Genomic DNA, 24,686 nt, shown 5'->3' with positions numbered 1-24,686 from the left:
GTATGTCAAAGTTTAGTGAACTGATTAATAGTGACCAACCTGTGTTGGTCGATTTTTTTGCCACCTGGTGTGGTCCATGTAAAATGATGGCGCCAATGCTAGATGAGCTCAAAGGTGAGATAGGTGATAAGGCCAGAATAGTGAAGGTGGATGTAGATAAAAATCAGGCTGCTGCAGCTAAGTATAATGTGCGCGGTGTACCTACATTAATATTATTCAAAAACGGCCAGATCAAATGGCAGCAGTCAGGTGTGGTTCAACCAGCACAGCTTAAGCAGGTGATAGAGCAATATGGGTGAGCTTTAAGCTCACCTTTTTTATTGAAACACTACAGGTAAATCGGACTGTGGTATGCTCACAATTAAATAGGGTTGGGTGATTACTGTAATGGCAGCGCCCTCGAAAGCCTGAGAAGTGATTTCAGCAACGATCCGTTGACTTTCCTGAGTGAGATTCAGTTCTAATGAATAACCTCCAGTACTCTTGATATCATCAAAAATTGCAATTATTTGATGAGTGCTAAAATCGATATCGGTTTCCGAGAAGTTATCAGTTTCAGTATTCACAGTATTCATCTTGCTGATGATTTGGTTCCAATCATCCACATTATTAATTAGCAGATTTTGTTTTGAGATATTTTCTTCTCCATTACCATAAAGGTTGCCTTGTCCTATTATAATAGGTTCAATAGCTGTCGTAAATGTTTCAAGTTGAGGATCGCCATCTGTACTGCACCCAGACAGTACAAGTAAAAGTGCGAAGGAAGCTAAGAGTTTTTTCATGATGTATAAAATGGTCTGTCTCTAAGACACCGAATTCGTCTTAGAGGTTGGAAGGCTTTGGATAGATTTTATTGTTGACCCGTGAAAAAATTACTTCAACTTCCTTTCTTCCAGAAGCCTTTCTAGCTCTTTACGTTTCGCCTTATTTTTATTGGCTATGGGTATATATACCAAAGGAAGAAAAGTGAGTAAACCAAAACCGTTGGCGACCGAACTGTAAATTGCTATCCCAGTCAAAACACCAAATATGGTTGAATCGTAAACTTTTGTGGGCTTCATGTTTTTTGCCTCTTGCAATAATTCTTGATCGGTCAATTCTGATAGTTCTACTTGCTTCATTTTACTACTGTCTTATAGGTTGTTGGTTTTACAACTAAGAATATCTAAACCTTATTTTTCCGCTCACTTGTAATCAGTAGGAAATGCCTTCAGTACCTCTCTCGTCAAATCCCAGCGGTCAAAACCTTGTCTGCCATAGTCTAAGCCTCTTCTAACAATTACCAGGTCATGTGATGGAACCACAATCACAAACTGACCTCTGTTACCAGCAGTTGAATAGGCATCTTTTGGTACATCATTACGATCATCTGGAACCAGCCACCATTGTCCTCCATAGAAGTTACCCCTATCCGCAGTAGAAGGTGCTGGAGTTCTCACAAAGTCTATCCACTTTTCAGAAAGGAGTCTTTCTCCATTCCACATTCCGTTTTGTTGGTAAAGCATACCAAACCTGGCAAGGTCACGAGCATTGGTGTATACTTGACTGCTCAATATGAAATCACCAAACCTGTCGGTGCTAATAAAAGTGTTACGCATACCGATTTTGTCAAACAAAGCGGTTCTTGGAAATTGTAAATAGGTTTCATCATTACCAAGTGTGTTCTTCATGGCCAGCACCCCAAGAATGGTATCATAGTTCTCATAGTCCCAAAAGGTGCCAGGCTTTCTGATCAGACCTCTGTTTCTGGCTCCATTTACAGAGCTTGCTCCTGCCCAATAGGCCAATCCTGACCCTGTGGCATATTCCATACCTCTGCTATCTACAGTATACAGTCCGCTGGACATGTTCAGCACATTTCTTAAAGTTATTTCAGAACGAGGATCATTGTCAGCGGTAACTTCTTTGGGTAGCCATTCTAAACCAAGTGGCGTATCTAAATCCATCTTCCCCTGATCGGCCAGCATGCCTATCAAAGTCACGGCAATACTCTTAGCAGTGGACCAGGTACGCGTTTTAGTGTTCATATCCACACCATCAGCATAACGTTCATGAATGATCTGGCCTTTATGAACTACCATTAAGCTAAGTGTAACCTGCTCTGGAGATTCTCTTTCAAAAGACCAATTGGAAGCTGCTGTCAACAAATCCTTATCAATATATTTTGGCAGCTTTTGCTTTTTTACCAAATCACCTTCCGGCCATGGTATGGAAGCTGCATCTCCTGAAAGTGGAGACAGGGTTTGAAAAGGCAGATCATCAATGATTTCAAATGTCTGGTCTGGGGCCAGAATAACGCAGCCAATGCCTTCTCTGTAAGCAGCTCTCATATTGGGTGTATTTTCGGTAGTACCGATGGTCACTGTTTTATTATTCCAGTCTATCAAATAATCTCCACCTTCAGCAGTGCCTATGGGTGCTTTAAGGTATTTAAGCTCCTGATCGTACACTTGCTCAAGAGTACGGTCTGAAGTGAACAGTCCATTGCAGGTGAGTATGGCCTGTACGCCATACTGAATCATTTCCCGGTTTGCTTGATTGTAATCATAAGTCTCTTTCTGCTGGGCAGAAACAAGGGAGGTGCATAATGCGAGTATTGAAGTTAGTAGAGATAGCTTTTTCATAATCCTTAAAAGTAGGGATTAAAGAGAATTATAGACTAACCGCTGGTGTAGCTTTTTAGATAGTTACATTGTGCTCTTCGGAATTTGCAATTCCGAAGCTTGGATTGTAGGATTTTTAATTCTTATTGAAACATTGGACCAATGACCCTCTGATAATAATTCCGGATTAAGAATATGGAATAGTTGAATGAGATAATACCCACCTCGCCACAATATCAATAACCATTCTTAATCAAGTCATTATTAATGACTTATATTAACAGCGGTTTTCCATACTTCGCATTTTTTATTCATCTTTAGCCAAACATTCCTTATTAAGACTAAACCGACCCTTAATTGATATGAAATCACTTTTCTCATTTTCTTTTTTATTGCTTGCAGCAGGCCTGTGCTTTGGCCAGGTAACTCCACAATGGATCCGCTATCAGGTCATTTCTCCAGATGGTAAAAATATCGTATTTACCTACAAAGGTGACCTATTCAGGGTCTCAGCTTCCGGTGGAGATGCTCTTCAACTTACCTTTCATAAGGCACATGATTATATGCCTGTCTGGAGTAAGGATGGTAAGTCCATCGCCTTTGCATCTGACCGTTATGGTAATTTCGATGTTTACGTAATGGATGCTTTGGGTGGCCCTGCAACGCGCCTTACTTTCCATAGCAATGATGAAAAGCCTTATAGCTTTTCTGCAGATGATAAGTCAGTGATTTTTGGTGGAGTACGTCAGGATTTAGCCGAGCATCGCCAGTTCCCAACGGGATCACAACCAGAATTGTACAAGGTGCCCACGAAAGGAGGGCGGGTAGATCAGGTTTTCACCATACCTGCTGAGTTCGTACAAGTGAGTAAAGATGGTAAAACTATGATTTATCATGATAAAAAAGGTGGTGAAAATGAATGGCGCAAGCACCATGTTTCTTCTATCACCAGAGATATTTGGAAGTACGATGCAACAACAGATGAGCATAAAATGATCACTTCCTTTAATGGTGAAGATCGTCAGCCAGTTTTTAATGGTGCTGAAGACCAGATCTACTATCTGAGTGAGAAGAGCGGTAATTTTAATGTACATAAGCTGGCATTAGCTAACCCTGCTCAGGACACCCAGCTGACTCAGTTCAAAACGCACCCTGTCCGCTTTTTAAGCATTGGTAATGGGGTGCTTTCTTTTGGTTATGATGGTGAACTCTACACCATGAAAGAGGGAGAAGAGCCTAAAAAAGTACTGGTGAATATCAGAACTCAGGCTAAAGATAATTCAGATAGTTTTATCAGCATCAGAGATGGGGTCCAGGAGATGGAGGTTTCGCCCAATGGTAAAGAAATAGCCTTTATTGCCCGAGGTGAGGTGTTTGTGACTTCAGTAGATGGTTCGCTGACCAAAAGAATTACCAATACTCCCGAGCAGGAGAGCTTTGTGACTTTCACCCCTGATGGTAAGGGTGTGGTTTATGCCAGTGAGCGAAAAGGCAAATGGAATATCTATAAAACTGAAAAGGTAAGGTCAGAAGAGCCATTTTTCTATGCGTCTACCTTGTTAAAGGAAACTAGCCTTATTGAAAATGCAACAGATAGTTATTTGCCTTCTTACTCGCCTGATGGCAAGAAGCTAGCCTATATAGCAGGACGAAAAACCTTAAAAATTCGTGATGTCGCATCTGGTAGTGAAATTGACCTGATGACACCAAAGGACCTTTTCACTATGGGTGATGGTGATAAATATTTTACATGGAGTCCTGATAGCAAATGGCTATTGATGGGTTGGAGTAAAACATTGAGTAATAGTGAGGTGATGCTACTTGCTGCTGATGGCAGCAAAAAGCAAAATCTGACCGAGAGTGGTTATTATGATAATGCACCTAAATGGGCTAATGAAGGCAAGCAGATGATTTGGTTTAGTAACAGAAATGGACTGAAGAGTTATGCCACCAGCGGAAGAAGCGAAGATGATGTTTATACGATGTTTTTCACTCAGGAAGCTTATGATAAATTTAAGATGTCAGAAGAAGATTATAAACTGATGAAGGCCATTGAGGAGGCTCAAAAGGAGGATAAAAAAGAAGATGAGTCTACAGACAAGAAAGGAAAAAAGGGCAAAGATGAAGATAAACCTAAAGATGAAGTAAAGCCTTTGAAATTTGATTGGGAAGGTTTAGAAGATAGAAAAGAAAGAATCACTACGCACTCCAGCAGATTGGGAGATGCGGTGTTATCCAAAGATGGGGAGAAGCTGTATTACCTGGCAACGTTTGAAGACAAGGCTAACTTATGGGAAACTAATTTACGTACTCGTGAGACCAAAATAAGTATCAAACTCAATGCACGAGGCGGTAGCCTTGTTTGGGATAAGAAGATGGAAAACCTGTATCTACTTTCAGGAGGTAACATCTCTAAATTAGACGTTAGCGGAGGCAAATCTGAGGGCATCAAGATCGCGGGCGATATGTACTTTGATAAGGATGCAGAAAGAGCGAGCATGTTCGAACACATTTACATTCGTACCAAAAACATCTTTTATGAGCCAACATTCCATGGTAATAACTGGGACAGCCTTTATGTGCAGTATAAAAAGTATTTACCGCATTTGGGTAATTCCTATGAGTTCACAGAGATGGTCTCTGAGATGTTGGGAGAGTTGAACTGTTCGCATACAGGAGCTGGCAACAGAGGCAATAATAGGAATGGGGATGAAACAGCCTCATTAGGGATATTTATGGATTATGATTACACAGGGGGTGGTATCAGAATAACTGAGGTAATAAAAGGCGGACCCTTGGATAAAGCCTCGTTAGATATTAAAGCTGGTATGATTATCAAGTCTATTGATGGAGAAGTGATATCAGCCAATAGAGATATTGCCAGTTATCTTAATCATAAGGCAGATAAGTTTGTGCTTTTAGAAGTAGGTGCTAGCGGACAGCCAGCAAAACAATTGACTGTAAAACCTATCACATTAGGTGAAGAAAGAGGTTTATTGTACAAACGCTTTGTTAAAATCAACCAGAAAGAGGTGGAAGAGAAGAGTGGCGGAAAATTGGGCTATGTACATATCCCAGGCATGGGAGATGGCCCGTACCGCTCTATTTATGAAGATATGATGGGCAAGTATTTTGACACCAAAGGAGTGATTGTTGACACCCGTTTTAATGGTGGTGGAGATCTTGTTGCTGATTTGGCGATGTTCTTTACAGGAACACATTTTATTACTTACGCTACCGCAGAAAAAGTGGTAGGAGGTGAGCCAACCTCAAGGTGGACCAAGCCAACGGTTTCGCTGTTCAATGAAAGTATGTATTCTGATGGTCATTGCTACGCTTGTGGATATACTGATTTAGAAATAGGAACAACTATTGGTATGCCTGTGCCAGGTACCTGCAGCTTTGCAGGCTGGGAAGGTTTGTCTGATGGAAGCTACTGGGGAACCGTACCGGTAAGCGCCAAAGATATGGCAGGCAACTGGATGGAAAACAACCAGACGGAACCTACTATTCTGTTAAAGAATATGCCTGGTGTTATTGACAAAGGTAGAGATCAGCAGTTGGAAAAAGGAATTGAGGTGCTTTTGAATCAGGTGTCTGAATAAGAATTTAAGCTACATTAAAAAAGGCTTGAGGTTCACATGAATCTCAAGCCTTTTTGTTATCTCCAATTTGAATTAAATCATCCAGTTTGGCCTTAAATTCTAAAGCGGTATCAATATAAAATCCAAGTACCTTAAACTCTGATTTCATTCCATATAGCCCAGCGAGTTGGTGCTCATTTTTCAATTGAATAATAACATTATGGCTTTCAAGCTCACCTAGCAAGGAAAGTTTTTTTTCAAGCTTACCTTTATCTAATTCCCGACTAGAAATTTCTATACTTTCTATTTCATCAAAAGGAATAGACACCTCATTCATGATTCCATACTTCAGGTTTACACTATTCTCACCAATGGTAATTGGCCTTGCTGCTAATGATCGAGCAAATCCAAGCAACTGGAGGGCTGTGTAAATACTTAGGCCGGAAAGAATCCAGGCAGCTATTATACTCCAGTTGGCCGCCAGATTGTGCAGTACAAAAGTTTCTATGCCAATGACTAGAATAAATCCACCAAACAGGCCCTGAGCTCCACTATTTTTGTGATAAGTGAACTCATTTTCCTTATAAACTTTTTTGCCCCAATTAAAGAAGCCATAATATAGTACTGCTATTTCAGAAGCCATCAATGTTGCAACTGGCGCAGGCAGAATTTCTGAACAAGTATGTTTTAAAGCTGAATAGAAATCATCGGAGTTGCCCTTGATTACTCTAAATTTTTTAATGGTAGCTCTTACTTTTATAATGACAAAAACCAAAATAGAAAGCTCAATAATAGGTAGGGCCCAGTTTTTAAACAGCGAAAGGTAAGTCTGACTTTCAGCCGGCATAAGATAAGAGCCTATAAGAAGCCCAATAATCATTACAGGTATTGTAGTAGTATTAGGTATTGCCGTTTTACGAATCAAGAGAAAATAAACCAACGGTACTGTTAGAAGTAAATCGGCTGTAATGGCAAAATCCAATACTCCAGTTTCATTGATTGATGTTAACTTAATCAAAAGAATGAGAGTAAAAAATAAAGCGGTTGGGATGATTAGTGCAAGAAAGCTTTTGTTAAGACTGAGGTTCTGCATGTTGAAGTGTTTTTGAGTATGCTTCTCTAAAATACTTAAACTAAGGCAGGTATTAAGATATTTGTTGCTGAAATCAATTGGGGCCTTAGTGGAGTTAATGAATTTTTAGTTAACTCATTTATTAATCGTTCTTTAGCTTTCTGAACTCGTCCAAATATTCAAAGAACCTTTCAAAAGCCAATTCTTCATCTCCCTTGCATTCCAGAAGTAAGGTATTTGAGTAAGGGTTGCCAACTCCATCTTGAGTGCTACTTTTGTTTAAAATCCAGTATTTAAAATCGTCAATTTTTGGATCCCCCGAATTGTAAGCATCATTAGAAAAACCAGCCATTAGTAAGTAGCCATTAAGAAAATTCTGTAATGAAGTTATGGATTTAGATGTTAAATAAAAGTGAGGTTTTCTTCTAATTACTTCTAGTATTTCATAAATCTTGTTGCTCGATATTACTTTCATAGACATTCGAATTAGTAATTAAAACTCCCACCAAACCCTGTTCGGAGGATTTTCTAAATCAAAGATTTCACCAATAAATGGAGTTGCTAATCTCACTCCTTTCACCTCCGAAGCATCGCTTGCCCTTTCTATAGGTTCCGTCCATTTATGTAGTGCCAGGTCAAACTTTCCCCAATGGATAGGGAACATGAGCTTTGCTCTTAAATCTATGCTGGCTTGTACGGACTGCTCTGGCATAAAGTGTATTTGATTCCAGTTGGTGTTATAGGCGCCATTTTCCATAAAAGCAATGTCAAAAGGGCCAAATTTTTCACCAATCTTTTTGAATTCATCAAAATAGCCGCTGTCTCCACTAAAGAATATGTTCAGGCTGTCAGACTGGATAACCCATGACCCCCAAAGTGTTGAGAAACTGTTGCTTAATCCGCGGCCACTAAAATGTCTTGACGGGGTTAAGGTGAACTTTATATTATCATACTCAAAGCCTTCATACCAATCTTTTTCTTCAATTTTCTCCTGGGCAACTCCCCAGGAAAGCAAATGTGCCTTAACTCCCAGTGGCACTAAAAACTTAGACACTCTTTCATCCAAGTCTTGTATGGCCTTATAATCCAGATGATCATAATGATCGTGAGATATCAAGACCACATCAATTTTAGATGGTAAATCATCAATAGTTGGAGTATTTTCCATATCAAAAGGCTTTACGGAACCAGGTACAGGCGAAGCATTATTAAAAACCGGATCAGTGATAATTACCTTTCCATCATTCTTCATAAGTATTGTGGAATGACCCAGCCATGCGAAATGACCTTCTTCCAATTCATTGCCTTTAAGTACTTTTGACGGTAGCGGCTTGGACGGATTCTTGTCTTCAGGAGGGAAGAAATTTTTATAAATGAAGCCTGCCATGGACTGCTCGTTTTGAGGATCTGGAGTCTGAACTTCAGTGGCGATAAGGTTCACGAACTTTTCTCCATCATAGTTTTTAGAAGCCTTTATTTTTTCGAGGGACTCACCAGAGGGAGCATCGCCAAATGCAGGTGAGAAGTTGATAAATAGAACTCCAATAATTATTACTAGTAACACTATTGACAGTAGGCCTGTCAGCGTTCTTACTATGATTTTTTTCATTTATAAAATGTTATTTTAAGCTATAGTAACTCCTGTTTGCCAGTAATGGTTTTAAAATGATATGAGGTTATTTCCTGATCATTCTCAGATAAAGGTTTTCAACTTTATCTCTTGCCCACGGTGTCTTTCTCAAAAATGTAAGACTTGACTTTATCGTGGGGTTATTCTTAAAGCAATTGATATTGATCTTTTGGGCCAATTTTTCCCAACCATAATGGTCTACAAGTTGCTCCATGATATCTGCCAGCTTTACACCATGCAAAGGGTTATTGGGCTGCTCTTTGTCAGTATTGCTTTTGTCTTTCATTTTTAAGCTTGTTAAGCTTTAAATTAAATAGATTTATGAACAATATTGATAACATATAATTAATCTAAAAGACTTTTGAGTTTAAATTAAATTGACGCAAGACACTCTTAATTAGTACTATGCTTGAAATTGAACTTAAAAAAGAAAAGCTGACTTTGCTCGGAGAAAAGGGCATTATTTGGGAAAAGCACCAATTGCTATTAATTGCCGACCTTCATCTTGGCAAAGCAAATCATTTTAGAAGATCTGGTATAGCTGTTCCTTCAAAATCTAATGACCAAAACATAGAACGCCTAATATCACTGCTTCAAGAAGAACGGATAGAAAGGGTATTGTTTATGGGCGATTTGTTTCACAGTCATTATAATCCTTCATGGGAGGATTTTGGCACATTCATAAACTCGTTTCCGGAAATAACATTTGACTTGGTAATTGGTAATCATGATATCATGAGTGAACATCAATACACAAAATATGGTATTAATATTTATAAAGACCCGCTGACAATTGGACCATTTATTATTTCTCATGAGCCTATGGAGACTTTCGATGGCTATAATCTTGCCGGTCATATTCACCCTGGTGTAGTACTAAGAGGCAAAGCCAGACAAGGAATAAGACTACCTTGCTTTCACTTTGGTGATAAACAAGGGCTGTTGCCTGCCTTCGGTGAGTTCACTGGTCTTCACAAATTATCTATTAAAAAGTCTGATAAAGTTTTTCCAATTGTGGAAGGTAAAGTGCTGGCTGTTTGAGTTTTAATTCACTATCTCGAAGAATGTTAATTTTTTTTTTCATTACCTTGTAACATCCCACACACTTGGTCGTCTTGCCTATGAATATGAGTTTGGAAGCTTTTAAAACCCGAGTACTGCCCACTAAAGATAAACTTTATCGTTTCGCATTTAAGATGCTTGGCGATCAGGATGAAGCTCAAGATGTGGTGCAAGAGGTGTTTATTAAAGTTTGGAATAAGCGCGAAGAAATGGACCAGCTGGAAAATATGGAGGCATGGTGCATGCGCATAACCAGAAACCTTTCATTGGACAAGATAAAGTCTAAGACTCGTAAAATGACAGACCATATTCAGGAAGGTTTTGATGTTAGTCAGGGCGATGGTTTAACACCCTACCGCTCTACAGAAATGGATGATACCATGAAGAATATAGGCAGGTTCATAGCTTCATTACCCGAAAAGCAAAAGCAGATAATACAGCTGCGAGATGTTGAAGGGTACAGTTACAAAGAGATTGGTGACATTCTCGAGATTGATATGAATCAAGTGAAAGTGAACTTGTTTAGAGCGAGACAGGCAGTAAAAGAAAATTTATTAAACATGAATGCTTATGGACTCCAATAGAATAGACGACTTGTTAGAGAAGTACTGGGAGTGCGAAACTTCATTAGAGGAAGAGAAAGAACTGAAAGCATATTTCAATAAGACAGAATATGATAAGAAATATGCTGAGGTAGCCCCTCTTTTCAGACACTATGAAAGAGAGCAAAAGATAGGAGGGCTTGATAGTTTTTTTGATCAGCGGATAATGGCTGAAATAGAAAATGTACAGCCAAAAGTTGAGAAGAAAGGAAATATAATTGCTCTGTTTGGAAATATAGCCAAAGTGGCGGCAGTAGGATTAATACTTATCACTGCAGGATATTTTATCAAAGAGGAGTTAAGCAAAGAGGAGATGAAGCCTTACGTTTCAGATACATTTGAAGATCCGGAAAAGGCCTTTGAAGAAACCAAAAAGGCTTTACAAATGATCTCCAAAAACTTTAACAAAGGAAGAAAAGAAGTGAGAAAGCTTTCCACTTTCAATGAAGCTCAGGAGAAGGTGAAAGCAGATAATCAATTATAGAATTAAGAAATTAAATATATAGACATGAAAAAGTTAGTAGTAATAATAGCGATGATGGCCAGTGCTGTACAGCTAAATGCACAAGATGCTATTTCCAGATTTTTTGAAAAATATGCCGATGATCAGTCATTTACTAATGTGACTATCACCAGCCGCATGTTCGGTCTTTTTACTGACCTAGAAATGGAGTCGCAGGAAGATAAAGAAATAATGGATGCTATTGGGAAATTGAAGGGACTTAAAATATTAGCCAAAGAAGATATCAGCAATGGTAAGTCACTTTACAAGGAGGCCTTGTCTAAGCTGCCAAAAGCCGAGTTTGAAGAATTGATGTCTGTACGTGATGAAGACAAGGACATGAAGTTTATGATTAAGGAAAAGGATGGAAAGATTGGCGAATTGGTGATGCTGATGGGCGGTGATTCTCAATTCTTTATTCTGACCATTTTTGGAGAAATAGACCTTAAGCAGGTAGCTAAAATATCTAAAGCTATGGATATAGATGGCTTGGACAATCTCAACAAGCTTGATAAAAACAACTAGAACAACTTTTAAACAACAATTTACAACTCAAAATAGATAGGATTATGAAAAAGTTAATGTCAATCATTTTATTCTCTGCAATTGCAACGTTCTCATTTGGTCAAAGCAAGGCAGTGGAAGATTTTAGCAACAAGTTCAAAAATGATAGAGATGCTAAGGTAGTGTCATTGAATGGAGGAATTTTTGAATTAGTTGCCAACATAGCTCAGTTTGCTGATGATGATGAAGATGCTGAGGTAATAGGTAGATTAGCCTCAGGTATCAAATCAATGAACATATTGTCGATACCAATGTACAGATCAGGACTTGAAGTTGCGGATATCGATGATTTGAAGAACAAGTTGAAGTCAGAGAAATATGAAGAGCTTATGACAGTGCGTGAAGGCCGCGACAGAGTTTACTTTATGGCTAAAACTGGAGGTGACAAGATCAATAACATGTTAATGTTAATCAATAGTGATAATGATGATTTCACCTTAATCAATATTGATGGAATTATTGAAATGAAAGACTTGGCTTATATGGCTAAAAACCATGATGACTGGCATTAATTCATTAATTTGTCATAGCATTTAATATTAATCAGAATTTTTCTGCCTGCCATTTTAATGGCGGGCATTATCTTTAGGGCTTTAATTTTTTATCATGAAAAGAATCATTGTTTTTTTAATAGTCATGTCACCCTTGTTGGGAGTGGCTCAAAGCAAAACTACACAGTCATTTCACAAAGACCACGAAGATGCATTTGTGTTGTTTTTCTACAGCAACACTTTAAAAATGCTCAACCAAACTGATGATCCTGAATTTGCCGAAATGATAAAGCAAATTGAGAAAATGAAGTTTGTGAGAGTAGATAAGAAGGCAGATGATTTCGATAAAGATGACTACAATGACCTGGTAGATGACTATAAAGATGAAGATTTCGAAGACCTTATGACTATGCGCCACGAGGGTATGAATGTAAATGCCTACATTCAAGAAGATGATGGTGTGACAACAGGAATCGTTATGCTCATGCAGGATGATGAGAGCGTATCAGTTTTAGATATCAAAGGCTCTATTCCTCTAAATAAAATTGGGAGTATTATTTCAAAAGTAAAGGCTCTTAATGAGTAAAGAAAAGAAGGTAATCTGCCTTTTATCATTCTATTAGCTCAAGACTCAAAACAGTCTTTATAAATTCAAATACTATTTTGTTGGTGTCATTAACACTTATCAACAATGATAAGCTATTCATTCAGGTGAACTAAGTACCAATCATCATAAAATCAACCCTTTAAGTTTTGATTGAAAGTCATAGTCATAGAATTATCGTATTATTAAGAAATTAATCAGAAGTCAATTTGGAATCAGTATTATCAATTAAAAACCTAACCAAGAGGTATGGCCGTCTTACAGCAGTCAATAACCTTTCTTTAGAGGTTAGTAAAGGCCAGGTGTTTGGCATATTAGGCCCCAACGGGAGTGGTAAAACCACCACACTAGGTATTCTGTTGGATGTCATAAATAAAACCAGTGGAGAATTCTCCTGGTTTGGTGAGCCCGCAAGCAAAGAGATGCGTAAGAAGATAGGTGCGATTTTAGAGACGCCTATTTTTTATCCATACCTGTCAGCGGCCAAAAACCTTGAAATTGTTGCCGAGATTAAAGGCGCACCAAAGTCCAATATAGAGCCTGCTTTAAAAAAGGTGGAGCTGTTGGATAGAAAAGATGATAAGTTTAGAACCTATTCTTTGGGGATGAAGCAAAGGCTTTCCATTGCTTCGGCATTGCTATGCGACCCAGAGGTAATGATACTTGATGAACCTACAAATGGTCTAGACCCTCAGGGTATTGCTGAGATACGTGAACTGATCAAGCAAATAGCTAATGAAGGTAAAACGATAATACTTGCAAGCCATTTGCTAGATGAGGTGCAAAAGGTTTGTACTCATTTCTGTGTGCTTAAAAAAGGCAATCTCATACATGTTGGTAGTGTAGATGAGGTGAGTAAAGGTGCATCTTCTGTAGAGCTAATGGCAGATGATGAAAATATTAAGGAGGTGCTGTCTGGTTATGATAAGACACTTAAAGTTGAGAAGGAAGGTAACAGGTATATTGTAAATCTTGAAGATGGAGTTACTGCCTCAGACCTTAATGCTTTCTTATTTAGTAAGGGTATCAGTGTGTCGCATTTGGTGACTCAGCGCAAGAGCCTTGAAAAACAATTCCTTGAACTTTTAGCCGTATCAGACAATGCTTAGATTATTAAAAATAGACCTCATAAAGCTTACTAATTACAGGGCATTCAATGTGCTTAATATTCTGTATGCAGTATTGATAGTAAGTATTCCGATAACTGTTATTGAATTCCTTAAATGGTTAAAAGTGAAGGGTGCGGAATTTGATGGGTTTGACCCAATGAAAATACCTGTACTGCACTTTACGGATATCTGGCAGAACGTAACATATGTGTACACCTTTCTAAAGATATTTCTGGCAATTGTAATTATAATCTCAGTTTCTAATGAGTTTTCCTATAAGACAGTAAGACAAAATATCATTGACGGTTTTAGCAGAGTAGATTTTCTTAAATCGAAATTGGCCACTATTTTACTTTTATCAATAGGGTCTACGGTTTTAGTATTCTTTACTTGTCTTGTTACTGGGTTGATATATACCCCGGACTTAGATTTTGGAGATGTTTTTACAGGTTCTGAGTTTGTGTTTGCTTATTTCCTTGACCTGCTGGCTTATTTGATATTTGCCTTTTTCCTAACGGTACTTTTTAAGAGGTCAGCCTTAACTGTTTTCATGTTGCTGTTATACCGACCAATTGAAGGAACAATAATTGGCCTGTTGCCAGATAGTATTGATTTTATAGGGGACTACCTCCCAATGCAGGCTTTCAGTGCATTGATTGAGGTGCCATTTCCACGCTATTGGTTTCAGGAGATACAAGACTATGTGGCATTTGATGCTGTAGCCGTTGTGATTTTATACATTGTGCTGTTTGTTGCTGCAATACATTATAAATTAAAGAACAGCGATCTTTAAGTGAGATGTTAGAAACGAGACATAAGATATGAGAATAGTGTACTTAAATCTTATGTCTTAAACCTTTTTACTGCGTAATAATAACTCCAATTGAGATTTCTAGTCCCGTAAAATCCATCTTGGCGTCTTTATAGTCTATGGGCTTTGTTTCTAGAAACCCAACAGAATTCCCTCCCGTATAGCTGCCGGTCATTGGGAAATCTGCATCTCCAATAAAGTAGTTGGCTTCAAGAGAAAGGCCCCATTGCTGAGTGACGTAAATAATATATTCTGCACCAAAGAAATAACCTAGCCCAATTCCTGCATCAAAATCAATATTTGAGTTGGCCACTGCCCAGCCTTCATATTTTCTTATGGCTTTATCCAGATTTCCATAGTTTATTTTATCATCAAATGATTTAAAGGCAAAGCCACCGCCCTTTAATTTAAATTCCTGATTTTGAAAGGCAACCTGCAATACAAGCTCAAGTGGCACAAGTAGCGTGAAGTTGGGTCCTGCAATGGGGTCTTTAGTTTCTAATTCTCCCATATCAATCACATTCATCCCAGACATTCTGTAAAGAGAGAAGCCGCTGTTTAAAGCCATGTAGTCACCAATATTAACACCTAAACCGCGCAAGGAAAATGGACTTATGGGTGTAGAGAAATATCCATTTTTAGGGAGAAAGTATGAAAAGGAGACACCTACACCCTGAGAAAAAGCACTTTGACTGGAAAATAAAATAACAATTACCGCTACCGTTTGTAAAGCTTTCTTGAGCATTATGGAAGTATTTATATTTTTATTGACTGCTATTTGATAAATTCAAAACATTGAATTCAACCTGAAAATTAAAACTTTAATATGAACCACTACCTAAAAAACCTCTTGAATCTGTTTATGGTGTCCATTGTGCTACTCTCATGTAGTGATAAAGAGTTGCCCGTTGCAGATACCATTTTAAAGAATGGGAATATCTATACTGTTGATCAGAACAATGTAAAAGCAGAGGCTATTGCCGTGCTTGGTGATAGAATTCTCGATGTAGGAGCAACTGCTGATATGGAGAAGTACAAGGGCGAAAACACTAAGATCATAGACTTAGAAGGAAAGACGCTAACCCCTGGTTTTATAGAAGGGCATGGTCATTTTATGGGACTTGGTTACAATGAGCTGAACCTTGACCTTATGGATGTTAAAAGCTATGACGAGTTGGTAGAAAGAGTGGAGGAGGCTGTAGCCAATGCTAAACCTGGTGAGTGGATTGTCGGTCGCGGATGGCACCAAAGTAAATGGGATAATAGTAATGAAACAATGATCAAAGGTTTTCAGACTCATGATAAACTAAGTGCAGTTTCACCTGATAATCCTGTATACCTAAGACATGCCAGTGGACATGCCGGTATGGCCAACACCAAAGCTATGGAAGTAGCAGGAGTTTTGCAGATGTCTAAAGAAAACCTGACAGAAGAAGAAGTGGAAGGTGGTGAGGTTATTAGAGATGAGCTGGGTAATCCAACAGGGATATTTAATGAAAGAGCCATGACTTTAATCACGAAAAATATTCCTGAAAATACTGAAGAGCGAGACAGACAAGCGCTGCAGTTAGCTATTGAGGCGAGCTGGAGAAATGGAATAACCAGTTTTCATGATGCAGGAGTAGGCAGAGAGACAATAGATCTTTACAAGAGTTACAAAGAAGAAGGTAAGTTGGGTGTTAGGTTATATGTAATGCTTACGGGTTTTGACAAAGAACTTTTAGCAGAGTGGTATGAGAAAGGCCCTGAGATTGACACAGTTGATAACCTGTTAACCATTAGATCAGTCAAGCTGAACTGTGATGGTGCTTTGGGTTCAAGAGGTGCCTGGTTGTTAGAGGAATATACAGATCGCCCCGGACATTTTGGAATGCCAACCCTACCAATGGAGTTTGTTGCTCAAACATCAAAAGATGGACTTGAGCATGGTTTCCAGGTATGCGCACATGCCATTGGAGATAGAGCTAACAAAGAAATTTTAGATCGCTATGAAAGTGCATTCGATGAGAATGGAAATGTAGGTGATGTTAGGTACAGAATAGAGCATGCGCAGCACCTGCACCCTGATGATATACCACGCTTTGGTCAGCTTAAGGTTATTCCTGCTATGCAGGCTGTACATATGTCTTCAGACAGACCCTGGGCTATCGATCGTCTTGGTGAGAAGCGTATTGTTGAAGGTGCCTATATGTGGCAGGCACTGATTGAGTCAGGTGCAGTATTGGTGAATGGTACAGATGTGCCTGTTGAGCCCGTAGATCCATTGGCATCATTTTATGCTAGTGTTTCAAGAAAGACATTAGCCGGTACTCCTGAAGGAGGCTATGAGCCAGAGCAGAAGCTAACAAGGGAGCAGGCTCTAAAATCATACACTTGGAATGCTGCTTATGGTGCTTTCGAGGAAAATGTAAAAGGATCAATAGAGAAAGGTAAACTGGCGGATTTTACTGTGTTTTCTGATGACATAATGACCATTCCAGAAAATGATATTTTAAACACTAAGGTGGCCATGACTATTGTTGGTGGAGAAGTAGTTTATAAGAACAAAGAATTGAAATAATGAATATTGTTAAGCCCACACTTCTGATTGATGAGTCCATTTGCAAAAGTAACATCCGTAAAATGACGGATAAAGCAGAGGCTAATGGATTAATTTTCAAACCTCATTTTAAAACGCATCAATCCCATGATGTAGGCAGATGGTTTAAAGAAGTAGGTGTAGAGCATATTACGGTAAGCTCATTGGGCATGGCTGATTATTTTTCTAAAGATGGCTGGAAGAATATAACAGTCGCATTCCCATGTAATATCAGACAGATTGATTTAATCAATGATCTTGCTTCCCGCATTAATCTAACTGTCCTTGTTGATAATGCAGAAATTATTGATCTACTTTCCAGCCAACTTAATTATGATTTAGGAGTAAAAATTGAATTGGACTCTGGGAAAGGACGAACTGGGGTTAATGCCAAGGACTTAGCCGTTATTGATCAGCTAGTAAATAAGGTTAAATCATTTGAAAGGCTGCACTTCAATGGGTTTTATCTGCACGCTGGTCATTCCTATGGAGCAAGAAGTGAAGCAGAAATCACGAAAATATATACTGAAGCAATTAAATGCTTAAAACCAATAAAGTCAGCTTATCCTGATGCTGAGATATGTTATGGTGATACACCAACTTGCAGCGTTATAGACAAGTTTGAATGTATTGATGCTATGAGCCCTGGGAACTTTGTCTTTTACGATATTATGCAGGAACAAATCGGTTCATGCGTTATGGAGGAAGTTGGTGTTGCAGTCGCTTGTCCTATAGTGTCTATCAATAGCCAAAACAACCAGGTATGCATCTACGGGGGCGGTGTTCATTTTGCTAAAGATGTTATACAAGTTGATGGACACAACAGCTTCGGGCAGATAGTTAAAGTTTCAAGTGATGGTTGGAGCGCACCAGTAAAAGGTGTTTATCTTAAAAGTGTGTCACAAGAACATGGGTTGATATACATGCCTGATGAAGAATTAAGTAAATGGAAAGTAGGAGATGTTATTGGAGTTCTACCAGTGCACTCTTGTATGACAGCTGACTGCTTGGGAGAATACCAAACTTTTGAAGGAACCGTTTTAGATCATTACTCAAAAAAAATGCACGCTAATTAGCGTGCATTTTTTTATTAGTTAAAAGAAATCCTCTTACTTCAAGAATTTCTGCGCTTTCTTTCTCAAAGCATCTCTGTCAGCGGTTATTGACGGATCACTGAATATTTTTGATGAAAGTTCTGCAATTACCCCTTTCTTATAACCTAGTCTACCAGCTATGTCTTCACAGAAAACAATTTCGCTTTTAAAAACCTGGCCATCAATTTTCATCATTTGCACTACTTGATAAAGGTGCTCAAATTTTTGATCGTCAGTAAGGGTTCCTAAATCTCCAATTGGTCGAGATGGGTTTTTTAGCATTTCATCGATATCCTCTTTAGGTATCCCATTAGAAACACCAATCATTTGAATCAATTTAGCTTCTTTTTCAGCAACATTACTATCGCTAGCCGCCAACTGAATTAATACGTTTAATTGTTCCTTTATCATTTTAGCTAGTTTTTTATCCTTTGATTGTCACTTAGGGTGACAAATAAATTCTTTATACATTACCAATATAGCCAATTTTTTTATTTGTATAATAGAATTGTTTAAAAAAAGAACACCCCTCAGGATGTACTTTTTTAGATCAATTTTATTCATTCCTAAGTGATTTTACCGGGTTTGCCGTTGCAGCTTTCAAGGCTTGAGTACTCACTATTGCTATGGCAAAAATCAGAGCTATTAACCCTGTCAAGGGGAAGATCCACCACATGATTTCTGTTCTTAAAGGATACCTTTCCAAATAACTGTTTAAAAGATACCATGCCAATGGCGATGAGAGCAAAAATGAGATGATTACAAGCTTTGAAAAGTCGTAGGACATCAACTGAATCAATCCACCAACTGAGGCTCCTAACACCTTTCTTATGCCAATTTCTTTGGTGCGTTGCTCCGCAGTATATGCCGCTAATCCAAAAAGTCCAAGCCCTGTAATAAAAATTGTTAATATGGCGAATAAGTTAGCTAATCTGCTGGTCATATTAATGGTTGTAAACTTTTTCTGGTAGTCTACATCTACAAAATCATACTCAAATGGGTAAGCAGGATTGTGCTTTTCAAATATTGATTTTACAGTAGCTAGAGAATTCTGAATATCACCTGAGAGCCTTACTGTAATGGAGCCACCCCAGTCATCAATGATCATAAACAAAGGTTTGACCTCTGAATAAACTGAGCCCATTAGTACATTATCCACAACACCTATTAGCTCTCTTTTACTTCCCCAGAGATCAAGCTGTGTGCCTATAGGATCTTCCAATCCCATCAAATCGAGCCCGGCTTTATTGATTATTATAGCAGCTGTATCACTTTTAAAATCTTTCGAAAAGTCGCGCCCCATAAGTACTTCTATGCCCATTGTCTGGCAATAGTCATACTCTGTAGTGATGGTCGTAAAAATTACATTTAAGTCATCAGGTTTACCTGGCCAACCTAGAAAATTGTTAGAGCTTATTGAAGTGATTTTGCTGTTTGATACTGTTACGCCTGCGACTGCTCCTGACTGCAAGAGCTCTGTTTTCAATGCATCGTAGTTGTCAGAAAGCTCACCTGTTTTATCAATAGATATTAATTTTTCCTGATCATAACCCAACGCTCGATCTTTTGCCATTTTTATTTGCTGGATAATTACAATCGTACCAATGATCAATATTATCGATACACCAAACTGTAGGATAACTAAAACCTGTCTGGGAGTACTTGCATTTTTACCTAAAGTCACCTTGCCTTTTAGAACTTTAGCTGGTCTGAAAGATGATAAATAGAATGCAGGATAACTTCCCGAAATAATTCCTGTGACCAGAATAACTATTGCTGTAAAAATCCAGAAAAGAGGAGATGTGAAGTCGATAAAAAGCTCTTTCTCCACAAGATTATTATAAAAAGGCAGGAGTAAGAGTGACAACAGAATAGCTACCACATAAGAAATCAAGGAAATGAAAACTGATTCGCCTATAAATTGCGCGATGAGCTGACCTCTGCCGGAACCCACACTTTTTCTAATCCCAACTTCTCTGGCTCTGCGTTCAGATCTGGCAGTTGCCAAATTCATAAAGTTGATGCAGGCTATAGCTATAATTAGTAGCGCTATGACGGTAAACAACTGAACATAATCACTTCTTCCGCCAGTTGCCACACCATTTTCAAAATTGGAATACAATCTCCATTTTTCAACAGGGTGGAGAAACAGGTAGCGCATGAATCCGGGCTCCGAATGCTCAACCAGCATATCTTTAACGTTATTTTCTATAGTCATTAAATCATCACTTTGATCTAATTCTATAAACACCTGAAATGAGTTATTACCCCAGTTGTCTTTGTTTTCACGTACCCATGGATTCAGCTGTTCTCGAAGCTTCCAAGGTATTAGATATTCAAATTCAAAAGAGGAGTTTGAAGGCACATCTTTTAATATCCCTGTTACCTTTACATCAGCTTCATCGTCCAGTCTGATGATTTTATCGAGTGGGTCTTCATCACCAAATAATGATTTTGCAAAAGACTCTGTTAAAACAATAGATGATGGTTCATCAAGTACTGTACTTGGGTCACCGTAGGCCATAGGGAATTCAAACATTTCGAGAAACTCCTCACTTACCCAATAACCATCGTTGGTAATTCTTTTTTCTCCCAGGGTTAAAAGGTGAGAGGACCCCCAGCCCGTAACACATGAGTTTTTGATTTTTGTGTCGGCCGTTTTCATGGCTTCATATGTGGGTAGAGGCACTGATGTCCATGAGTTAATTTTACCATCAAATTCTGCATTGATCCATACCTGAGCCAACTTGTTATATTTTGGTAGGAACTTGTCATAGGAAACCTCATCATTTACCCATAACAGGATCAATATGCAGCATACAATGCCGACTGCTAAACCCGTGATGTTAATGAATGAATAGACACTGTTTTTGAACAGATTGCGCACAGTTACGCGAATGTAGTTTTTGAGCATGACCTTTAAGTTGTTGTTTTAGATAAGTTAATGACTCCGTTAATTCGAAATGGTTGCAGAGTTTTCCGATTAATATTTTTGGTGACCTTCTAAGCTGATTGATGCTATCTTGTTATCTTAGAAAATTGAATCAGAACTATAAATATTCAGGCTCGATGCAACCCATTAATTTTTCATTGGTCTTTGAGGTGAATATTTAAATTTGGCAATTATGAAAAAGATAGGATTTTTCTTTACTGTGTTACTTATCACAGTTCAGAGTTACGGTCAGCAAAGAGAAAAGCGTGATGTTGGGTCATTTGACGAAGTACAGGTTTCACAAGCTATAGACTTGTACCTAAAAAAGGGCACTAAAGAAAGTGTAGAGGTTGAAGCCCGTGGATTGGATAATGATGAGGTATTGACTGAGGTAAGAGGTAGTAGGCTTAAAGTGCATTTAGAAGGTAATCGCTATAGAAATATATCTGTAAAGGTTTATGTTACTTATGTGGAACTGGAAGGTATTTCTGCCAGCAGTGCATCAACAGTATACGCTGATGGTGTGATAAAAGGAGATAGAATGACAATAGATGTGTCAAGTGCTGCTGATGTGGAAGTGTCTGTAGAGGTTAACGACTTAAGTGTCTCGGCTTCCAGTTCGGGAGACGTTGAAGTGGCAGGCAGGTCAAAATACCTTGAAGTTAGTGTGAGTAGTGCAGGGGGTGTTGATGCTTATGATCTTGAAGCTGAAAACGTAAGAGTAAGAGCTAGTAGTGGAGCTGGAGCTAAAGTAAATGCCAAGAATGAAATTGATGCCCACGCAAGTAGTGGAGCAAGCATAAGATATATCGGAAATCCTTCTAAGTCTAGAACCGACTCAAGTAGCGGGGGCTCTGTGAGAAAATCAAGCTAAAAAAGCCATAGAAAACGATTGAATAAAAAAGCCCTGACATATGTCAGGGCTTTTTTATTGGAAGCTAACTAGGTAGCCATTTTGCGATGGCTACTATTACCTTCTTCCTGAATATTTTTTTCCAAATTCAAGAGGGCTTTATTGAAGTTTTCCAAATAAGCCCGACCAATGTATTTGCCTTTAATTTTTGGTACTACCCACTTTTTTCTGCTTAATGAAAAGTTTATCATGGCATAGAGTTTTTTATTCTTAACTGTTATTAAAAAGCCAGTTCTAAGACATATAAAGTCTTACAACGAAAAAATATTAATTAGTGTTTTGTTTTATCCGTGTTATATCACAATTATCTTCGGTAAATAGTCCAAAAGCATAGATGGCCAACAATTTTAAAAAGAAGATAAACGACAAGCTGCTAAAGCCATTGCTTGACTTTTTGAAACAGGGAATGACTCCCACAGGTCTTGCACTTTCGGTCTCACTTGGCTTCATTCTTGGTTTGTTTCCTGTTGTCGGTACTACTACCGTTTTATGTCTATTAATTGCACTCATCTTTAAACTTAATGTAGCAGCTGTCCAGCTAATAAATTATATTGTTTACCCACTTCAGTTACTGCTTATTATTCCTTTAATTAACCTCGGTTCAAAAATTTTAAATGTTAATCCAATACCATATACCATTTCTGAGCTAGTTGATTTGGTTAAAAATGATTTTCTGTTAGCCTTAAAACAGTTATGGTTAGCTCACTTAATGGGAATTTTCGCCTGGTTAATTATTATTATCCCACTTGGTGTTACCCTCTATTTTTCATTGCGTATTGTATTTCAAAAAATGGCTAAAGCTTAATTAGCGTTTATTAAAGTCTGAATATAGAGTTTGCATATATGCCTTACCCAACTCCAACTCTTTTTCTGTTGATGCACCTTCCTTCATAAGATAATTTCCTCCTACATTGTCGAATACTACTTTGTGAGAGTTATCTAAATACCCAAAGCCATTGTTAAAAATGTATACAGCATAGGGTTTGTAATCGTTAGCTAAAATGTTTTTGCTAAATGTGAAGTTTTCATCTTGAAAGCCAAGCTGGCCAAAGATGGTATTTGCTATATCAGTTTGGCTGGCATAGGAATGAATTACAGTATCTTGTTTAGCTAGTGCTCCACCAAGCCAAAGCATAGGTATCTTAAATCTGTCAGCATTTGTGTTTCCAGGATTATCTGGCATAAAATGACCATGATCAGCCGTGATGATTATCCAGCTGTTTTCCCACCAGTCAGTTTGCTTTGCTTTAGCAATAAACTCACCTAAAGACTTGTCTGTATAATAGGCAGAATTTAAAAATTTATGAACGTCATCATCACCCTCAATTACGGTTTCCATTGGAACTTCAAAAGGCTCATGACTACTTTGTGTCATCATGATTTTAAAGAAAGGAGAATTGGTATTGTTGGCCTCATCCAAAAACTTATCAAATACATAATGATCATGCACTCCCCATTTAGAGGTGTTCAGTTCTTGTGGAAAATCTTGACTATGGGTTAAGTTGTCAAACTGCCCATTTGATAAATAAGATTGAAAATTCGCAAAGTTGATATTACAACCGTAAGTAAACGCTGTGTTATATCCTCTAGACTTAAGTGTTTTGTTAATGAAAGGAAGGGATGCCGTCTTTTTAGGAAATTTGATGATTGACCCTTTTGGCTGGCGAGGATAACCGTTGAGTATTGATACAATACCTAAGTCTGTTCTATCCCCTGATGAGTAAAAATTATCAAACAAAACTCCCTCATGTACTAACTCATTAATGTTGGGAGTAATATCAGGCAAGCCACCTAGAGGTTCAATAAAGCGGAATGTGTAGCTTTCAAGAACTATTATAATAACATTAGGCTGATCCTTATTTATTAGCTTAACCGTTTCACCAGAAGATTCATTCATCTCCTTGAAATACTGTTTAGTTTTATCCTCAGCCAGATAGTTTTCTGGGTATTTTAAGCGATTAAATTTTCTTAATGCATACCCAAAATTATATACCACATTTATAGCAGCATGATTGGCAAACATATTAGACTCATGGAAGTACACAGTTCCTGTATTGATTGGTGCTACACCTACTGTCCCTCTTATCGGTGCAATTAATAATGCGGTTAATAACAAGATAACTAAAGATGTTTTCCAATTGGAAGGCTCCATTCTTTTTGTTCTTTTGGAAACATATTTTAAGAAAGCCCATCCAAATAATCCAAAAAGGATGAGCCAGAACAGGACCAATAGTACAGTAGTCCAAAAGTCCCCTGAACCTGCAGCTTCTTTACCAATATATAACAATGGAGTTGCATCCATTCGGTAGCTCCAATGTGTATACAGTTCTAAATCCAGCACGATAATGAAGCTGGCTATAAAGAGCATAAGCCCTGTGTATATATTTAATATAACATCAAGGATAATGGGTTTAAAATATGTAGTAAGGCAGATGATTAGACCCGGTATCAGCGAGAAGTAGCCCATTACTGTTAAGTCCAGCCTTGCCCCATTAAGTATAGATAAAAGGATGTCTCCAAAGCCCATTGTACCTG

25 protein-coding genes are annotated in these 24,686 nt (G+C 38.2%); 14 read left to right on the top strand and 11 right to left on the bottom strand.

The genetic code is table 11. The annotated features are described in order from the left end of the window. Positions 1–2: 2 nt before the first annotated feature. Positions 3–299, top strand: a complete 297-nt coding sequence (trxA, locus tag E1140_RS18015; RefSeq protein WP_155187290.1) for a thioredoxin — start codon at positions 3–5, stop codon at positions 297–299. Positions 300–317: 18 nt separating this feature from the next. Here the strand turns inward: trxA and E1140_RS18010 are convergent, their stop codons facing one another. From E1140_RS18010 to E1140_RS18000, 3 genes are all read right to left on the bottom strand, one after another. After that, positions 318–782: a protease complex subunit PrcB family protein gene (locus tag E1140_RS18010; RefSeq protein WP_155187287.1), complete on the bottom strand. Its 465-nt coding sequence runs from the start codon at positions 780–782 to the stop codon at positions 318–320. A gap of 90 nt (positions 783–872) precedes the next feature. Next, the gene (locus tag E1140_RS18005) at positions 873–1,121 is read right to left on the bottom strand and encodes an FUSC family protein (RefSeq protein ID WP_155187283.1); all 249 of its coding nucleotides are present in this window, start codon (positions 1,119–1,121) and stop codon (positions 873–875) included. A gap of 63 nt (positions 1,122–1,184) precedes the next feature. After that, the gene (locus E1140_RS18000) at positions 1,185–2,624 is read right to left on the bottom strand and encodes a serine hydrolase domain-containing protein (protein ID WP_155187280.1); all 1,440 of its coding nucleotides are present in this window, start codon (positions 2,622–2,624) and stop codon (positions 1,185–1,187) included. A 341-nt stretch (positions 2,625–2,965) separates the two neighbouring features. On the opposite strand from E1140_RS18000, the gene E1140_RS17995 reads away from it, so the two are divergent. Further along, positions 2,966–6,208, top strand: coding sequence for a S41 family peptidase (locus tag E1140_RS17995; protein WP_155187277.1), 3,243 nt, complete (start codon positions 2,966–2,968; stop codon positions 6,206–6,208). 43 nt (positions 6,209–6,251) lie between these two features. On the opposite strand, the gene E1140_RS17990 is transcribed toward E1140_RS17995, so the two are convergent. The 4 genes from E1140_RS17990 to E1140_RS17975 all read right to left on the bottom strand — a co-directional run bounded on the left by E1140_RS17990 (position 6,252) and on the right by E1140_RS17975 (position 9,175). Further along, positions 6,252–7,205 carry a hypothetical protein gene (locus tag E1140_RS17990; RefSeq protein ID WP_246203020.1) on the bottom strand — a complete coding sequence of 318 codons (954 nt, stop codon included), beginning with the start codon at positions 7,203–7,205 and terminating at the stop codon, positions 6,252–6,254. A 196-nt stretch (positions 7,206–7,401) separates the two neighbouring features. Beyond that, complete coding sequence (locus E1140_RS17985) at positions 7,402–7,734, bottom strand: hypothetical protein (RefSeq protein WP_155187271.1); 333 nt, start codon at positions 7,732–7,734, stop codon at positions 7,402–7,404. A gap of 18 nt (positions 7,735–7,752) precedes the next feature. Continuing rightward, complete coding sequence (locus E1140_RS17980) at positions 7,753–8,868, bottom strand: MBL fold metallo-hydrolase (RefSeq protein ID WP_155187268.1); 1,116 nt, start codon at positions 8,866–8,868, stop codon at positions 7,753–7,755. Positions 8,869–8,935: 67 nt separating this feature from the next. Next, positions 8,936–9,175, bottom strand: coding sequence for a VF530 family protein (locus E1140_RS17975; RefSeq protein WP_155187265.1), 240 nt, complete (start codon positions 9,173–9,175; stop codon positions 8,936–8,938). A gap of 119 nt (positions 9,176–9,294) precedes the next feature. On the opposite strand from E1140_RS17975, the gene pdeM reads away from it, so the two are divergent. The 8 genes from pdeM (at position 9,295) to E1140_RS17935 (ending at position 14,616) form a co-directional block, all read left to right on the top strand. Continuing rightward, entirely contained in the window at positions 9,295–9,930 is a 636-nt protein-coding gene (gene pdeM, locus E1140_RS17970) for a ligase-associated DNA damage response endonuclease PdeM (RefSeq protein ID WP_155187262.1), read from the top strand. An 86-nt stretch (positions 9,931–10,016) separates the two neighbouring features. After that, positions 10,017–10,535 (top strand): RNA polymerase sigma factor, encoded by a 519-nt coding sequence (locus E1140_RS17965; protein WP_155187259.1) that lies wholly within the window; start codon positions 10,017–10,019, stop codon positions 10,533–10,535. Beyond that, positions 10,522–11,037 (top strand): hypothetical protein, encoded by a 516-nt coding sequence (locus E1140_RS17960; protein WP_155187256.1) that lies wholly within the window; start codon positions 10,522–10,524, stop codon positions 11,035–11,037. The genes E1140_RS17965 and E1140_RS17960 overlap by 14 nt, the downstream gene beginning before the upstream one ends. A gap of 24 nt (positions 11,038–11,061) precedes the next feature. Continuing rightward, positions 11,062–11,580 (top strand): DUF4252 domain-containing protein, encoded by a 519-nt coding sequence (locus tag E1140_RS17955; RefSeq protein WP_155187254.1) that lies wholly within the window; start codon positions 11,062–11,064, stop codon positions 11,578–11,580. Between the two features lie 44 nt (positions 11,581–11,624). Then, positions 11,625–12,131 (top strand): DUF4252 domain-containing protein, encoded by a 507-nt coding sequence (locus E1140_RS17950; protein ID WP_155187251.1) that lies wholly within the window; start codon positions 11,625–11,627, stop codon positions 12,129–12,131. Between the two features lie 94 nt (positions 12,132–12,225). Then, on the top strand, positions 12,226–12,696 hold the full coding sequence (locus tag E1140_RS17945) for a DUF4252 domain-containing protein (protein WP_155187248.1): 471 nt from the start codon (positions 12,226–12,228) through the stop codon (positions 12,694–12,696). 227 nt (positions 12,697–12,923) lie between these two features. Further along, the gene (locus tag E1140_RS17940; RefSeq protein WP_155187245.1) at positions 12,924–13,823 is read left to right on the top strand and encodes an ABC transporter ATP-binding protein; all 900 of its coding nucleotides are present in this window, start codon (positions 12,924–12,926) and stop codon (positions 13,821–13,823) included. Next, entirely contained in the window at positions 13,816–14,616 is an 801-nt protein-coding gene (locus E1140_RS17935; RefSeq protein ID WP_155187242.1) for a hypothetical protein, read from the top strand. The genes E1140_RS17940 and E1140_RS17935 overlap by 8 nt, the downstream gene beginning before the upstream one ends. A gap of 67 nt (positions 14,617–14,683) precedes the next feature. Here E1140_RS17935 and E1140_RS17930 read toward each other — a convergent pair whose 3' ends face one another. Beyond that, positions 14,684–15,379, bottom strand: a complete 696-nt coding sequence (locus E1140_RS17930) for a hypothetical protein (protein ID WP_155187239.1) — start codon at positions 15,377–15,379, stop codon at positions 14,684–14,686. Between the two features lie 81 nt (positions 15,380–15,460). On the opposite strand from E1140_RS17930, the gene E1140_RS17925 reads away from it, so the two are divergent. Together E1140_RS17925 and E1140_RS17920 are read left to right on the top strand one after the other, a co-directional pair. Continuing rightward, positions 15,461–17,194 carry an amidohydrolase gene (locus tag E1140_RS17925; RefSeq protein WP_185153663.1) on the top strand — a complete coding sequence of 578 codons (1,734 nt, stop codon included), beginning with the start codon at positions 15,461–15,463 and terminating at the stop codon, positions 17,192–17,194. Beyond that, positions 17,194–18,288: an alanine racemase gene (locus E1140_RS17920; RefSeq protein WP_155187236.1), complete on the top strand. Its 1,095-nt coding sequence runs from the start codon at positions 17,194–17,196 to the stop codon at positions 18,286–18,288. The genes E1140_RS17925 and E1140_RS17920 overlap by 1 nt, the downstream gene beginning before the upstream one ends. A 33-nt stretch (positions 18,289–18,321) precedes the next feature. Here the strand turns inward: E1140_RS17920 and E1140_RS17915 are convergent, their stop codons facing one another. Further along, complete coding sequence (locus E1140_RS17915) at positions 18,322–18,717, bottom strand: TerB family tellurite resistance protein (protein WP_155187233.1); 396 nt, start codon at positions 18,715–18,717, stop codon at positions 18,322–18,324. A 145-nt stretch (positions 18,718–18,862) separates the two neighbouring features. Beyond that, the gene (locus tag E1140_RS17910) at positions 18,863–21,220 is read right to left on the bottom strand and encodes an ABC transporter permease (protein ID WP_155187230.1); all 2,358 of its coding nucleotides are present in this window, start codon (positions 21,218–21,220) and stop codon (positions 18,863–18,865) included. A gap of 211 nt (positions 21,221–21,431) precedes the next feature. Here E1140_RS17910 and E1140_RS17905 point away from each other — a divergent pair, with 211 nt between their 5' ends. After that, entirely contained in the window at positions 21,432–22,112 is a 681-nt protein-coding gene (locus tag E1140_RS17905) for a head GIN domain-containing protein (protein WP_155187227.1), read from the top strand. Positions 22,113–22,485: 373 nt separating this feature from the next. Beyond that, positions 22,486–22,956 carry a DUF2062 domain-containing protein gene (locus tag E1140_RS17900; RefSeq protein ID WP_155187224.1) on the top strand — a complete coding sequence of 157 codons (471 nt, stop codon included), beginning with the start codon at positions 22,486–22,488 and terminating at the stop codon, positions 22,954–22,956. On the opposite strand, the gene E1140_RS17895 is transcribed toward E1140_RS17900, so the two are convergent. Beyond that, the coding region (locus E1140_RS17895; RefSeq protein WP_155187220.1) for an LTA synthase family protein at positions 22,957–24,686 on the bottom strand (1,730 nt) is incomplete at its 5' end. It abuts the gene before it with no gap.

The organism is Fulvivirga lutimaris, assembly GCF_009711525.1.
Classification (GTDB): Bacteria; Bacteroidota; Bacteroidia; order Cytophagales; family Cyclobacteriaceae; genus Fulvivirga; species Fulvivirga lutimaris.
This window is presented reverse-complemented; position numbering and strand designations above follow the sequence as displayed.

Excerpts from the sequence above, each read along its gene's own strand:
- trxA (WP_155187290.1), top strand. The coding sequence starts at position 3 with ATGTCAAAGTTTAGTGAACTGATTAATAGTGACCAACCTGTGTTGGTC.
- E1140_RS18010 (WP_155187287.1), bottom strand. The coding sequence starts at position 782 with ATGAAAAAACTCTTAGCTTCCTTCGCACTTTTACTTGTACTGTCTGGG.
- E1140_RS18005 (WP_155187283.1), bottom strand. The coding sequence starts at position 1,121 with ATGAAGCAAGTAGAACTATCAGAATTGACCGATCAAGAATTATTGCAA.
- E1140_RS18000 (WP_155187280.1), bottom strand. The coding sequence starts at position 2,624 with ATGAAAAAGCTATCTCTACTAACTTCAATACTCGCATTATGCACCTCC.
- E1140_RS17995 (WP_155187277.1), top strand. The coding sequence starts at position 2,966 with ATGAAATCACTTTTCTCATTTTCTTTTTTATTGCTTGCAGCAGGCCTG.
- E1140_RS17985 (WP_155187271.1), bottom strand. The coding sequence starts at position 7,734 with ATGAAAGTAATATCGAGCAACAAGATTTATGAAATACTAGAAGTAATT.
- E1140_RS17980 (WP_155187268.1), bottom strand. The coding sequence starts at position 8,868 with ATGAAAAAAATCATAGTAAGAACGCTGACAGGCCTACTGTCAATAGTG.
- E1140_RS17975 (WP_155187265.1), bottom strand. The coding sequence starts at position 9,175 with ATGAAAGACAAAAGCAATACTGACAAAGAGCAGCCCAATAACCCTTTG.
- pdeM (WP_155187262.1), top strand. The coding sequence starts at position 9,295 with ATGCTTGAAATTGAACTTAAAAAAGAAAAGCTGACTTTGCTCGGAGAA.
- E1140_RS17965 (WP_155187259.1), top strand. The coding sequence starts at position 10,017 with ATGAGTTTGGAAGCTTTTAAAACCCGAGTACTGCCCACTAAAGATAAA.
- E1140_RS17960 (WP_155187256.1), top strand. The coding sequence starts at position 10,522 with ATGGACTCCAATAGAATAGACGACTTGTTAGAGAAGTACTGGGAGTGC.
- E1140_RS17955 (WP_155187254.1), top strand. The coding sequence starts at position 11,062 with ATGAAAAAGTTAGTAGTAATAATAGCGATGATGGCCAGTGCTGTACAG.
- E1140_RS17950 (WP_155187251.1), top strand. The coding sequence starts at position 11,625 with ATGAAAAAGTTAATGTCAATCATTTTATTCTCTGCAATTGCAACGTTC.
- E1140_RS17945 (WP_155187248.1), top strand. The coding sequence starts at position 12,226 with ATGAAAAGAATCATTGTTTTTTTAATAGTCATGTCACCCTTGTTGGGA.
- E1140_RS17935 (WP_155187242.1), top strand. The coding sequence starts at position 13,816 with ATGCTTAGATTATTAAAAATAGACCTCATAAAGCTTACTAATTACAGG.
- E1140_RS17930 (WP_155187239.1), bottom strand. The coding sequence starts at position 15,379 with ATGCTCAAGAAAGCTTTACAAACGGTAGCGGTAATTGTTATTTTATTT.
- E1140_RS17925 (WP_185153663.1), top strand. The coding sequence starts at position 15,461 with ATGAACCACTACCTAAAAAACCTCTTGAATCTGTTTATGGTGTCCATT.
- E1140_RS17920 (WP_155187236.1), top strand. The coding sequence starts at position 17,194 with ATGAATATTGTTAAGCCCACACTTCTGATTGATGAGTCCATTTGCAAA.
- E1140_RS17915 (WP_155187233.1), bottom strand. The coding sequence starts at position 18,717 with ATGATAAAGGAACAATTAAACGTATTAATTCAGTTGGCGGCTAGCGAT.
- E1140_RS17910 (WP_155187230.1), bottom strand. The coding sequence starts at position 21,220 with ATGCTCAAAAACTACATTCGCGTAACTGTGCGCAATCTGTTCAAAAAC.
- E1140_RS17905 (WP_155187227.1), top strand. The coding sequence starts at position 21,432 with ATGAAAAAGATAGGATTTTTCTTTACTGTGTTACTTATCACAGTTCAG.
- E1140_RS17900 (WP_155187224.1), top strand. The coding sequence starts at position 22,486 with ATGGCCAACAATTTTAAAAAGAAGATAAACGACAAGCTGCTAAAGCCA.